Genomic DNA, 12,667 nt, shown 5'->3' with positions numbered 1-12,667 from the left:
GGTGTTTCTAGTTTTTTCTCTGAAAAACTAGAACCGTAATTATTTTCTAAATTTTTTCCAAGGCTTCAAAAATTCTTAACGAAAAGAATTACTACACTTCGGAAAAAGAAAAACCATTTCGATTTTCATGTAAAATCTAGATTAGCTTAATTACATATAACTCCTCACTTTTTAATTTTTACTCCAAAAAAAAAGTTCCGAATATATTTCGGAACTTGCTTTATATGTTGAGTTTAATTAAAATTAACTATATACAACTAGGAGTTCCTGCTTCTTTCTATAAAAAAAGAAGTAAAAATAACCTTGCCATAAATAATTTGTATTAAACATGTTTTTTTTATTAATGTTCAGCTAATGTATAGATTAATTTTTATAATCAAAATGGTTTGCCAATATTTTTTGAAGAAAAACGTTTTTATCAGCAAACAGCAGTATTTTTTGTTTTTATTTGATTTAATCATATGAAATACTGATAAAAATTTATGTAGTTTTGAATCTTTAATTCCTGTATATGTCTATTGTAGTAGAAAATATCACAAAAATTTATGGAGAACAGAAAGCATTGCATAATGTTTCTTTTCGCATTGCTAAAGGAGAGATTGTTGGGTTTTTAGGTCCAAATGGTGCTGGAAAGTCTACGATGATGAAAATATTGACTACGTATTTGAAAGCGACTTCAGGAAATGCCGTTGTAAATGAATTTGATACAACTACGGAAGCACGAAATGTTCAAAAAAGCGTTGGGTATCTTGCGGAGCACAATCCGTTGTACTTGGATATGCATGTGCGTGAATATTTAGCGTTTAACGCAAATGTGTACAAAACTCCTAAATCGCGCATTGAAGAAGTGATTGTAATGACAGGACTTTTGCCAGAAGCGCATAAGAAGATTAGTCAATTGTCAAAAGGTTTTCGTCAGCGTGTCGGATTGGCAAATGCATTGTTGCATGATCCTGAAGTGTTAATTTTGGACGAACCAACTACAGGTTTGGATCCGAATCAGTTGACCGAGATTCGGAATTTGATTACTTCTATTGGAAAAGAGAAAACTATTTTTCTTTCCACACATATTATGCAAGAAGTAGAAGCCATTTGTGATCGTGTGATTATTATTAACAAAGGTGAAATTGTCGCAGATACAACATTGGCAAAACTTCAGAAAGATCAAAAACAAGTAATCGAAATTGAGTTTGATTATCGCATAGAAGATGTATTGATACAACAAATTCCGCATGTGACGCATGTTGTGAACACACATGGTTTAGTATATGAAATTACGTTTGATACTACAAAAGATATGCGCCCAACCGTATTTGATTTTGCACATGATAATGATTTGAAAGCACTAAAAATTAACCAAAAGAATAAGAATTTGGAGAGTTTGTTTCGGGAGTTAACAAATTAGATCGCTGCGCTTTTAGAACGCTGCGCTGTTAGATGTTAGATCGCTGCGCTTTTAGATTTTCTTACTGTTGTGTTCTTGTGGATTTGTTGTGATAACGAATCTTGAACATTGAGCGGAGTCGAAATGTGATTCTAAAAAATTAATCCTGAAAAAGTAAACTTCCAATATAATGTGCTGTAAGTGTTACCAAAACTGGACGATTTACCGCAATTACATCTCCAGTTCCGTAAATATCTCCTGAAAGTTCTAATTGTGGATTTATGATGATATCATTGCTTCCGCGAGAAAATATATTAACTACGTTTGCAGTAAAATCTTCCGCTTCTACACGTGAGTTTCCACCTGGAAAATTGATATTAAAACGATCTGTACTTCCCGAAATGAACAAGTTTGATAAGTTGTTGAATTCAATACTTAACTCTTGATTTTGCATTTGCAATCTGAAATTCCCAGAAGCTGCATTATCAATTGTGAAGTTTTCGGATATCAACGCGAGATTCTGAAAGGTTAGTATTCCGTCAGAACGTACTTCATATTGTGTTTTACTGCGAATTTCCGTAATGTTTGGTGACGTCACGTAAATGGTTGTAATTCCATAATCGCGCACGTAATTACAATTGTTATGATCGTATAAAAATAGTTTGTCGCCAATCACAGTTGCCTCTACTTCATTGATTAGGTTTGCGCCAGTTTCAATCAGTATTTCTTGACTCAAACCTTCTTTTAAAACTAAATTAATTCCTTCATTGACTTCTATTTTGGAGAAATCATTCACACGAATTTCTTTGGTGATGATACTTCCCGACGTTTGAAAACAATCGTTTGCATCTTCATTATCGCAAGAACTAATTGCTATAAGTAGTAATATGTAGTATGTTTTTTTCATTGCACTCCAATTCAGGTTCAAGGTTTAAGGTTTAAGGTTTAAGGTTTAAAAACTTCAACATTCAAAATTCTTTGTTCAATATTCGTTATTCCAAAGTTTTAAACTTCTAATTTTATACTTTGTTGATTTGTTGATTCGTTTGTTTGTCGCTTCTCTATTTAGATTTAGCTTACAACCTATTTTCTTCAACCAAACTTCAATATTCAAAATTCCTTGTTCGATATTCGTTATTTTTCAGGTTCAAGGTTCAAGGTTCAAGGTTCAAGGTTCAAGGTTCAAGGTTTAAGGTTTAAAACATTCATCATAAAACATTACCATTTTTGCTTATTTTCACTTGCTTTTCTGTTAAAATTCAAAAAACAAATGACAGAAACCATATGTTTACTTATGTTATTCATGTCTTTATTTGTAATTGCCATATTTACAGCATATGTTAGTTTGAAATCTCCTGAACCGAATCCGATTTCTGGTCTGACTCTGAAACTATTATTTTTTTCCATATCAAAATACCACGGAAAACTCATTCCAACATTAAAATATAAAAGATTTACCCAAATAGCTGTTTTTGGCGCAATAATATAGTTGTGATTTATATAGTTTTCTATAGATATTGAATATCCAAGTCCGCCAATGGCAGGGATTTTACCCGATGTTTGTTCTATCCAATCATAATAAAAATAACCAATTTCAAACATTGTTTCTCTTGCTCCATGCACACCTAAAATGATTCCTTTTAATTTAGGGCTTTTTTCAAAATCGCTTTCTAACTCAAGCTTATTTTTTTTAATATTCTCCTCAGGAGCAACTTGCGCAATTCCAGCTTGACTGATAAACAAAACTATTAACACACAATAGATAGCTCTTTTTTTCATGACTGTAGTTTTTTTGATTGATATCTTAATTGTTACAAATTTTCATTTTTTGCTCTCAATTTAATATCTCAATACTTACAACTCAATGCTAAAAACTATTAATTTACAATCTAATTCCAACACCTAATTCAAAGGCTTCTGCTTTTGCCGTATGAGATTTTAGCGTACCAACCACAAACCACTTTTTGCCAATATATCGTTTCATTCCGGCGCGTATGTAGGTTCTTCCTTCAAAATCTACAGGATAGTATACATAATATCCGAATTGTGTAATTATTGAAAATTTATTGATAAATAATTCGTGTCCCACAAATACGCCAACACGCTTAAAATCTTCATCACCTTTGACTTCTCCGTTAGGAAATGCAATTGATCTGTGTCGAATCCATTCTTTTAAAAAGTTAGAATAAAAGACTTCTGTTCCCACCTGAATTGCGCTTCTTCTTCCCAATCGTTTGTCTGCATACGCAGAAAGAATTGTAAAACCATATTGTCCGCTTCCTATGGCGTCGCTTTCGTTAATTCCTGAACGTAAGACAATGTTATATTTGATTGATTCTGAAAAGTTTTGAATGCTATCATTTTTTTGATATTCAATCTGAGAAATATCATCTAAATTATAATTTACACCAACATTTAAAGCCAATGTATTGATACTTGTATTTGGTGCTTTTACATTTGCATTGGAATAGTGAATGAACGATAAACCTGCTTGTAAGCCAAATCGGTCAAAGATGTTTTCCTTTTTATAATTGAGCATTAAATAGGTGCTACTCATGATGCGAGAACCAAATGCAATATTTCTAAAGTTGTCCTTTTTGTCGTACGGATTGTTTGTATACGCAAATCCTTGACCAATTCGAAATATGACATTTCGTTTGAAAAGGTAGAAATTGTAATGTGCATACAACGCAACATTTTTGCCTAAATATTGATTTTTTAGATTTTGATAACTTAAAGAAACACCATAATCTGGATAGTTATAGAATTCTGACCAATCATCATACCCAAATGTTTTTCGGTTGTAACTAATGATGAAACCTTCTGGATGTCCTGAAATTAAGTGTAAAATATCGTCATTATGACGTACAATGCTTCCGCCAAAATAATTGACATCTAGCGTTGCGCCTTTTTGTGGTGTTTCTTGTGCTACACAAAAACACGAATAGATGAATATTAAAAAAACTACATTTCTCATTGCAATGACAAATGTAGTTTTTTTCGTGTAATTTATGTTATTGTTTTTTTTCTTGTTGTCGATAACTACGTTAAATATTTTCAACTATTAAAATAATGTTAACTACTGAATACACCTACTTCTAGTAATGGAAAACCGACACTAAACAGTTTGGTTTTTAGTATTTTACGATCAACTTAAAAAATCTTAAATCATGAAAAAAAAGTCAATTCAAAAATTAAAACTTAAGAAAGCTTCAATTTCTGCATTAAACGCTAATAAAGCTACTGGTGGAACTATTGGAGGAACCGGATTTTGTCAATCAGTAAATATCTGTGAAACTATTGATTACACAAGATGTAACGGAGAGTTTTATTGTCATATTTATGATAGAAATGAAAGATAATTTATTGCTAAATTCTATTAAATTAAAAAAAATTAAATCATGAAAAAAAAGTCAATTCAAAAATTATCATTAAATAAAGCATCCATTTCTACATTGAATGCAAATGCGATTAAAGGAGGAACTATTGGAGGAACCCTATTTTGCCAATCCGTAAATATTTGTGAAACTATCGATTACACACGCTGTAGAAACGAATATAACTGTCAAATTTATCAAACTCCAACTGATCAAAATTTTTAGTCAACTTTCATAATTAACCTAAAAAACATATCATGAAGAAAAAATCAATTTTAAAATTAAAACTTAAAAAAACAGCTGTTTCTGCTTTAAATGTTGATAGCGTAAAAGGTGGATTTGGAGATTCTGTATACTTATGCGAATCTGAAAACAATTTCTGTGAAACTATTAATGCCACAAGATGTTATGGAAATCTAAATTGTGGATTGTTTCAAGCTACTATGAATGATTGCTAATATTTCAATCTAATTATACAGTAAAAGAGGCTGTCAAAAAAGTCTTAATTGTTGTCATTTCGAGCGCAGTCGAGAATCTAAAGAACATCTTTATTTCTATTGAATTTCGACTGCGCTCAATTTGACACTTTTTTTTTAAAATACCGCTTTCGCAATCGCTTCAATATTGCTCGACCTTCCCATAGAATAGTAATGCAAAATTGGTACGCCAGCTTTAATTAATTCTTTACTTTGCTGCGTACACCATTCAATTCCGACCTGGCGAACTTCTTTATTATCTTTACAACGTACAATACCCATAATTAAATCGTCGGGTAAATCAACATGAAAACGATGTGGAATCATATTCAATTGTTTCCGCGTCGCAATCGGTTTTAATCCTGGAATAATTGGCACTGTAATTCCTTCTTTTCGACATTTTTCTACGAATGCAAAGAATTTCTCATTATCAAAAAACATTTGTGTTACAATATATTCCGCGCCAGCTTTTATCTTCTTTTTCAAAAAATGAATGTCCGAATCTAAACTCGGTGCTTCCATATGTTTTTCAGGATAACCTGCAACACCAACACAGAAATTTGTTTGAGATGAGTTTTGCAATTCTTCATCCAAATATTTCCCATTATTTAACTCCTGTATTTGACTTACCAATTCGGAAGCATATTGATGTCCTTCTTTTTCTGGCTTAAAATAAGTTTCGCTTTTTACTGCATCGCCACGCAAAGCAACCACATTGTCAATTCCTAAAAAATCAAGATCAATCAAAAAATTTTCAGTGTCTTCTTTCGTAAATCCGCCACACAAAATATGTGGAATCGCATCTACTTGATATCTATTCTGAATCGCCGCGCAAATTCCAACTGTTCCTGGACGTTTTTTTACGACTTGTCTTTTCAACAATCCGTTGCCCAATTCCTTAAATGTATATTCTTCTCGGTGATACGTGACGTCAATAAATGGTGGTTTGTATTCCATTAACGGATCAATATTATCAAAAATTGATTTGATGTCTTGTCCTTTTAATGGCGGTAATATTTCAAAGGAAAACATTGTTTTTCCGTCTGCATTGGTGATATGTTCTGTTACTTTCATTGAATCCTTTAGATTTTATTCCCGTTAAAACGGGAATCTACATTTGTATATTTTTCTTTGTTATTCGTTGATTTGTTGATCTGTTTTTTTCACTTTCAACTTTTCATTTCGACTTCGCTCAATGCAGCGCACTTTTCACTTTTAATTTTTAACTTTTAACTTTCTTTTGGGCGTTTACCGTGCTATCCGCTATATCTTTTTAAACAATTGTCATTACAAAAAAATTAGAGAACTCTTGGCAATCTGTGCATTCATGAAACAGATTACTTCGTCGATTCCTCCTCGTAATGACGAGTTCAAAGTTTTAAAAAGGATAAGCCTGTGCTGAGCGTAGTCGAAGTGCTGCTATCACTAACGCGGGTTAATCCGCTATCGCTGGATGCAACCATTTTTGTGCTTTTTCTACTGATATTCCTTTTCTATTTGCAAAATCTTCTACTTGATCTTGGGTAATTTTTCCCAATCCAAAATACTTCGCTTCTTCATTTCCAAAGTAATAACCCGAAACTGCGGCGGCTGGCCACATTGCTAAACTTTCCGTTAACGTAACGCCAATTACTTTTTCTACATCGAGCAATTCCCAAATGGTTTCTTTTTCCAAATGATCTGGACATGCCGGATATCCTGGCGCAGGACGAATTCCTTTATAATTTTCCTTAATTAAGTCTTCGTTGGTTAACTCTTCATCAATTCCGTAACTCCAATGTTTAATTCGAACTTGTTTGTGTAAATATTCTGCTAAAGCTTCTGCAAATCTGTCTGCAATAGCTTGCGCCATAATTGCATTGTAATCATCTTCTTTTTTCTTGTAACTATTTGCTAATTTATCTACACCAAATATGGCAACACAAAACGCGCCCATATAATCTTGCTTTCCACTTTCTTTTGGCGCAATAAAGTCTGCCAATGCAATATTTGGAACTTCCGCACGTTTTTCCGATTGTTGACGAAGCGTTCTAAAAACAGCAATTTCTTTTCCATTCTTCTGAATAGAAATATCGTCGTCGTTGATGGTATTTGCTTCAAACAATCCAAAAATTGCTTTTGCTTTTAATGATTGTTTCGCAATGATTTCTTTAATCATTTCTTGCGCATCTGCGAATAATTGCGTCGCTTGTTCGCCAACAATAGCATCTGTTAAAATATTAGGGAAACGTCCGTGTAAATCCCACGATCTAAAAAATGGACTCCAATCAATAAACGGAACTAATTCTTTTAAACTTAGCTGAGTCAACTTCTGAATTCCGAGTTCTTTTGGTTTTACAATATTGCTTGTTTTCCAATCAATTTTATACTTCTTCTTTCTCGCAGTTGCTAATGAAAAATATGATTTTGTTTTTTTACGTTTTAAGAATTTCTCACGAAATTCATCATAATCTTTCTTTAGATTTTCACGATATTCCTTTGATTTTTTCTTACTTAATAAATCACCAACTACGGTTACTGCTCTTGATGCATCGTTGACATAAACTACCGCATTTTTGTATTCAGGATCAATTTTTACAGCTGTATGTGCTTTGGAAGTTGTTGCGCCACCAATTAGCAGTGGAATGCTAAAGTTTTGACGTTCCATTTCTTTTGCCAAATACACCATTTCATCAAGCGAAGGCGTAATTAAACCCGATAATCCAATGACATCTACGTTTTCGGCTTTGGCAGCAGCAATGATTTTTTCTGGCGCTACCATAACACCTAAATCTACAATTTCGTAGTTATTACAACCAAGCACAACACTTACAATATTTTTTCCAATATCATGAACGTCTCCTTTTACGGTTGCCATTAAAATTTTTCCAGCCCCTCCCGTCCCCGAAGGGGAAGCTTCCAGTACGTCAGTTACTTTTTCTAATACACTGTCAAGATTAGATAATACTTCATTATTTGTAACTCGTACTACTTTATATCCTTCATCTTCTAACCATCTAGTTCGGGTTACATCTGATATTTTATTTTCAGGCAATTGATGAATTAATCCATCTACTTCTATAATTAGATTAGATTTTAAGCAGATAAAATCAACAATAAAACTTCCTATAATGTGTTGTCTTCTAAATTTATATCCATCTAATTTTTTACCGCTTAGTACATTCCACAATAAAGCTTCTGCTTCCGTTGGTTCATTCCGCATTTTTTTAGCGTACTCTTTCAACAAACCGTATAGCATAGGATCAGCCGTTTTCCAATGTAAAGTCCCCTTTGGGGATTTAGGGGCATTTTTCTTTTTTTCCGCTTCAATGAACGGATTTAGGTATGCGACTGCTTTTTTCATAACACGCGCCGATTTTACAACTTGTGGCAGAAACATTTTTCCTGAACCAAATAAATCTCCTACGACATTCATTCCGATCATCAAATTTCCTTCAATGACTTCTATTGGTTTTTCGGCTTGCAAACGTGCTTCTTCTATGTCTTCAAGAATGTATTTGTCAATTCCTTTTACGAGCGAATGTGTGATTCGATCTTGCAATTCATAACTACGCCATTCTTGCACAGCTTCTGTATCGTCTTTTTTGACTCCTTTGAAAGCTTCCGCTAGATCTAACAAGCGTTCCGTAGCATCTTCTCTGCGATCAAATATTACATCTTCCACGTGTTCCAGCAAGTCTTTCGGGATTTCGTCATAGACTTCCAACATGGCTGGATTTACGATTCCCATGTTCATTCCAGCTTGAATGGCATGATATAGAAAAACAGAATGCATTGCTTCACGCACGGTATCGTTTCCTCTGAACGAGAATGACACATTACTCACGCCGCCACTTACACTTACATTTGGATAGGTTTCGCGCGTCCAACGTGTTGCTTCGATGAAATCAATTGCATTTCTGCGATGTTCATCCATTCCTGTAGCTACGGGAAATATGTTTAAGTCGAAAATGATATCTTCTTCAGCAAATCCTACTTTGTTTACTAATACGTCGTACGAACGTTTGACAATTTCCAAACGTCTTTCGTAGTTGTCTGCTTGTCCAACCTCATCAAAAGCCATCACAATTACTGCGGCCCCATACCGTTTGACTTGAGTTGCTTCCCAAATGAATTTTTCTTCACCTTCTTTTAAAGAGATTGAGTTTACCACCGATTTTCCTTGTACCACTTGCAATCCTGCTTCTATGATTTCCCACTTGGAACTGTCTATCATTATTGGCACACGACAAATATCTGGTTCGGCAGCGATAAGGTTTAGAAACTTTACCATTGCTTCTTTTCCGTCTATTAAACCATCGTCCATGTTGATGTCAATGATTTGCGCTCCGCCATCAACTTGATGTCTGGCAATTGCCAAGGCTTCATCAAATTTTTCGTCTTTAATGAGTCGCAAGAATTTACGTGAACCTGCTACATTTGTACGTTCACCTACATTTGTAAAGTTGCTATTTTCGTTTAAAACTAAAGGTTCTAAACCTGAAAGGCGCATGAATTTTGTTTGCTTTCGCTTCACGTTGTTGGTTTTTTGTTGTTGGTTGTTGGTTTGCTCAGAATCTCGCATCTTCTTTTTCTTTGTTGTTCGTTGTTTGTTTTTTTGTCAATTCGTCAATTTGTTGATTTGTTGATTTGTTTTTGGTTAGCATCTCGACTGCGCTCGATGTGACAGAAATGAACAAATAACTAACAACTATAGTGAGTGATTTGTCTTTTCGTTAATTTGTTTATTCGCTGTTTGATTACCACATTCCATAACCAACAACAAAAAACTAACAACTAGCAACTAGCAACCACATTACGTGGTTTGTATTTTGCTGATAGTTCTGCAATAGCTGTAATATGATCGGGCGTTGTGCCACAACAACCGCCAATGATATTCATGAGATTTTTTTTCAGGTATTCTTCTATTTGAGCCGCCATTTCTGCTGGCGATTCTTCATATTCTCCAAAAGCGTTTGGCAGTCCTGCATTTGGATGTGCTGAGATTGCAAAGTCTGTTTTGTTTGCAATGGCTTCTAAATGCGGTTGTAATAAGTTTGCACCTAAAGCACAGTTGAATCCGACAGATAGTAGCGGAATGTGTGAAACCGAGATTAGGAAAGCTTCCGCAGTTTGTCCTGATAATGTGCGTCCGCTTGCGTCTGTGATTGTTCCACTTAGCATGATTGGAATTGTGATGTTTCGCTCGGCTTTTACTTCTTCTATGGCAAATAATGCCGCTTTTGCATTGAGCGTATCAAAGACAGTTTCTACTAATAGTAGATCAACGCCGCCATCGATTAACGCTTCTACTTGTTGTTTGTACGCAATGCGCAATTGGTCAAATGTTACTGCGCGATATCCTGGATCGTTTACGTCTGGTGACATACTTGCGGTACGATTTGTTGGACCAATGGAACCTGCGACAAAACGTGGTTTGTGTGGTTCATTTTTTGTGAAATCGTCCGCGACTTCTTTGGCTATTTTTGCAGATTCGAAGTTGAGTTCGTACACCAAATCTTCCATTTGGTAGTCTGCCATTGCAATCGTAGTACTAGAGAATGTGTTGGTTTCTACAATATCTGCGCCAGCTGCAAAGTATTTTGCGTGTACTTCTTTGATTGCGTGCGGTTGCGTAATGGAAAGCAAGTCATTGTTTCCTTGTAATGGTGTTGGATAGTCTTTGAAACGTTTGCCACGGAAATCGGCTTCTTGAAATTTATAGGCTTGCAACATGGTTCCCATTGCGCCATCGAGCACAAGGATTCTTTTTTCTATTTCGTTCCAGATGTTTTTCATTTTTGCTCTTTGTTCTTTGTTATCTGTTTATTTGTTCTTTGTCTTTGGTCTTTAAGGTTCTCCATTTTCATGGGAACTTCCGCGTTAAGGATAGTAGCATTGTTGGAGCTCTTTTTGTGGTGAGATTCCTGCCTTCGCAGGAATGACAGCACAAAAAAGCGACTGCGAATAGCCTGACCCTTTAGGGTAACGCCATTATATTATGTATCAAAAAAGTTGAAGAAATGATGAAAATTTCTCTTTGGTTATCTATCCGCTTGCGCAGTAGAACGTAGCACCTTCTTTATGAGTAAAGGGTTGCTAAGGCTTCATCGGGTCTAATCCCTCTGCCTTTCTTGATAACGACAATACGTGTATGAACTATTTATTTACACAAATTAACGGATTCTGTAAGAAAGATACAACTATTTTTTTGTGATTTTTGTACGATAACGTTTTCGTGTTGAATTTTAAATGTTGAATGCTACATTTTGAATTGCTTTGTTTGTCTAAACTTATTAGCCTATAAGTTTTTAAATTCATAGTTGAATCTCGATACCACAAATCACAGATTTGCCACTCGAACTGACGTTTGTAAAATTTAGACTATTGAATGTAGTTCCTTTAGTTTTTTAGTTTGAGTTCAACAGATGGTTTGAGTTGGTAGAAGAAGGTTACGTTTGGAGCATCTAATGGATATGCTATTTCCATTTCAAGCGGAATGCTTAGTGACGATTCGTTTCTGTGTAACCAAATGTCTTTGTATATGTGTACTTTGGTATCGACTATCATCGTGTTATATTTTTCTTCGCCACTTAGATTTATTGTTGTTGGCGCGAATGATTCAGGAAGTGTTTTGCTTCCGTCGTTAACCTTTACAGCTTCACGAACATCTAAAATGATACCAGCTTTTTTTTCTTTTTTAGTGTCTTTTCCTTCTTGTTTGGGAAATGTTAGACTTGCTTGTACGATGACATTGTTTGGAATGACCGCACAGTTTTTTGAGAGTTGTGGCAACATGTTCCAGAGTATTGGCACATATGATTCGCGGTATAGCAACGCATCTAAGGTTTCGCTGAATAGGATGTGATATTTTTCCGCATTTGGAATTTGGAAGGTTACAGCATCTGCGGTGTAATATTCTGTGATGTAGTCTGTGAGTTTTAGTTCTGTGATGAGTTTTTCGGCTACTTGCATGGAAGCCGCATTGATTTCGAGTAATGTAAATTGTATTTCTTTTGGATCGAATAATGGCGCAACCATTGTGATGAATGGTGCATACGGACCACAACCGGCATAGAATATGTTGATGGTTTCGTTTGGATGTTGTTGTTGTTTTTCGCGAATGAGCGAAACCATTCCGTTAAGGAATTTGGTTGATCGTTGATAGTCTAGTAAACAAGCTGCTGCATGATTGAGTGATAATGCCATTCCGCTTGCTGTTGGAACTCCGGCTATGTATTGCAATCCGTCACCTAGGTCTGCGATTTTTGTGATTTCCAAGAAGTGTTTGTGAATTTCATCGATGGCTTCTTTGGATTTTGCTATGTCTGATTGATTGTTGAGAATTGTTGTTGCCAGTTCTTTTATGGTATTGCTAAGCATGCTTTTCTTGATTTTGCATAAAAGTAAGCGAACTATTTTTATTTAGCAACTCGTTTTGGGTTTTGCAT

At 34.8% G+C, this 12,667-nt stretch carries 11 protein-coding genes and 1 riboswitch; of the genes, 4 read left to right on the top strand and 7 right to left on the bottom strand.

All coding sequences use genetic code 11. The features are described from left to right. Positions 1-511: 511 nt before the first annotated feature. Positions 512-1,405 carry a gliding motility-associated ABC transporter ATP-binding subunit GldA gene (gene gldA, locus IMCC3317_RS18220; protein ID WP_160130912.1) on the top strand — a complete coding sequence of 298 codons (894 nt, stop codon included), beginning with the start codon at positions 512-514 and terminating at the stop codon, positions 1,403-1,405. A 139-nt stretch (positions 1,406-1,544) separates the two neighbouring features. On the opposite strand, the gene IMCC3317_RS18215 is transcribed toward gldA, so the two are convergent. From IMCC3317_RS18215 to IMCC3317_RS18205, 3 genes are all read right to left on the bottom strand, one after another. Beyond that, positions 1,545-2,291: a head GIN domain-containing protein gene (locus IMCC3317_RS18215; RefSeq protein WP_160130911.1), complete on the bottom strand. Its 747-nt coding sequence runs from the start codon at positions 2,289-2,291 to the stop codon at positions 1,545-1,547. A gap of 311 nt (positions 2,292-2,602) precedes the next feature. Beyond that, positions 2,603-3,163 carry a hypothetical protein gene (locus tag IMCC3317_RS18210; protein WP_160130910.1) on the bottom strand — a complete coding sequence of 187 codons (561 nt, stop codon included), beginning with the start codon at positions 3,161-3,163 and terminating at the stop codon, positions 2,603-2,605. 103 nt (positions 3,164-3,266) lie between these two features. Continuing rightward, entirely contained in the window at positions 3,267-4,361 is a 1,095-nt protein-coding gene (locus IMCC3317_RS18205; protein WP_160130909.1) for an acyloxyacyl hydrolase, read from the bottom strand. 193 nt (positions 4,362-4,554) lie between these two features. Between IMCC3317_RS18205 and IMCC3317_RS18200 the strand changes: the two genes are divergently transcribed. Genes IMCC3317_RS18200 through IMCC3317_RS18190 form a run of 3 tightly spaced genes read left to right on the top strand, consistent with a single transcriptional unit; the run spans position 4,555 to position 5,219 of the window. Then, positions 4,555-4,746: a hypothetical protein gene (locus IMCC3317_RS18200; RefSeq protein ID WP_160130908.1), complete on the top strand. Its 192-nt coding sequence runs from the start codon at positions 4,555-4,557 to the stop codon at positions 4,744-4,746. Between the two features lie 39 nt (positions 4,747-4,785). Then, entirely contained in the window at positions 4,786-4,986 is a 201-nt protein-coding gene (locus tag IMCC3317_RS18195) for a class I lanthipeptide (protein ID WP_160130907.1), read from the top strand. Positions 4,987-5,018: 32 nt separating this feature from the next. Next, positions 5,019-5,219, top strand: a complete 201-nt coding sequence (locus IMCC3317_RS18190; RefSeq protein WP_160130906.1) for a hypothetical protein — start codon at positions 5,019-5,021, stop codon at positions 5,217-5,219. A 135-nt stretch (positions 5,220-5,354) separates the two neighbouring features. Here IMCC3317_RS18190 and metF read toward each other — a convergent pair whose 3' ends face one another. From metF to IMCC3317_RS18170, 4 genes are all read right to left on the bottom strand, one after another. Further along, on the bottom strand, positions 5,355-6,311 hold the full coding sequence (gene metF, locus IMCC3317_RS18185; RefSeq protein WP_160130905.1) for a methylenetetrahydrofolate reductase [NAD(P)H]: 957 nt from the start codon (positions 6,309-6,311) through the stop codon (positions 5,355-5,357). Between the two features lie 361 nt (positions 6,312-6,672). Beyond that, positions 6,673-9,801 (bottom strand): vitamin B12 dependent-methionine synthase activation domain-containing protein, encoded by a 3,129-nt coding sequence (locus tag IMCC3317_RS18180; RefSeq protein ID WP_160130904.1) that lies wholly within the window; start codon positions 9,799-9,801, stop codon positions 6,673-6,675. Between the two features lie 212 nt (positions 9,802-10,013). Beyond that, the gene (locus IMCC3317_RS18175; protein WP_160130903.1) at positions 10,014-11,015 is read right to left on the bottom strand and encodes a homocysteine S-methyltransferase family protein; all 1,002 of its coding nucleotides are present in this window, start codon (positions 11,013-11,015) and stop codon (positions 10,014-10,016) included. Between the two features lie 242 nt (positions 11,016-11,257). After that, positions 11,258-11,360: riboswitch (SAM riboswitch) on the bottom strand. A gap of 258 nt (positions 11,361-11,618) precedes the next feature. Beyond that, the gene (locus tag IMCC3317_RS18170; protein WP_160130902.1) at positions 11,619-12,599 is read right to left on the bottom strand and encodes an SAM-dependent methyltransferase; all 981 of its coding nucleotides are present in this window, start codon (positions 12,597-12,599) and stop codon (positions 11,619-11,621) included. Between the last annotated feature and the right edge of the window lie 68 nt (positions 12,600-12,667).

This window comes from Kordia antarctica (assembly GCF_009901525.1).
In the GTDB taxonomy this organism is placed as follows: domain Bacteria; phylum Bacteroidota; class Bacteroidia; order Flavobacteriales; family Flavobacteriaceae; genus Kordia; species Kordia antarctica.
Note: the sequence above shows the minus strand (reverse complement) of the source record. Positions and strands in the feature narration are given on the sequence as shown.

Bases quoted from the DNA above. Each gene is read 5' to 3' on its own strand.
- gldA (WP_160130912.1), top strand. From the start codon at position 512: ATGTCTATTGTAGTAGAAAATATCACAAAAATTTATGGAGAACAGAAA.
- IMCC3317_RS18215 (WP_160130911.1), bottom strand. From the start codon at position 2,291: ATGAAAAAAACATACTACATATTACTACTTATAGCAATTAGTTCTTGC.
- IMCC3317_RS18210 (WP_160130910.1), bottom strand. From the start codon at position 3,163: ATGAAAAAAAGAGCTATCTATTGTGTGTTAATAGTTTTGTTTATCAGT.
- IMCC3317_RS18205 (WP_160130909.1), bottom strand. From the start codon at position 4,361: ATGAGAAATGTAGTTTTTTTAATATTCATCTATTCGTGTTTTTGTGTA.
- IMCC3317_RS18200 (WP_160130908.1), top strand. From the start codon at position 4,555: ATGAAAAAAAAGTCAATTCAAAAATTAAAACTTAAGAAAGCTTCAATT.
- IMCC3317_RS18195 (WP_160130907.1), top strand. From the start codon at position 4,786: ATGAAAAAAAAGTCAATTCAAAAATTATCATTAAATAAAGCATCCATT.
- IMCC3317_RS18190 (WP_160130906.1), top strand. From the start codon at position 5,019: ATGAAGAAAAAATCAATTTTAAAATTAAAACTTAAAAAAACAGCTGTT.
- metF (WP_160130905.1), bottom strand. From the start codon at position 6,311: ATGAAAGTAACAGAACATATCACCAATGCAGACGGAAAAACAATGTTT.
- IMCC3317_RS18180 (WP_160130904.1), bottom strand. From the start codon at position 9,801: ATGCGAGATTCTGAGCAAACCAACAACCAACAACAAAAAACCAACAAC.
- IMCC3317_RS18175 (WP_160130903.1), bottom strand. From the start codon at position 11,015: ATGAAAAACATCTGGAACGAAATAGAAAAAAGAATCCTTGTGCTCGAT.
- IMCC3317_RS18170 (WP_160130902.1), bottom strand. From the start codon at position 12,599: ATGCTTAGCAATACCATAAAAGAACTGGCAACAACAATTCTCAACAAT.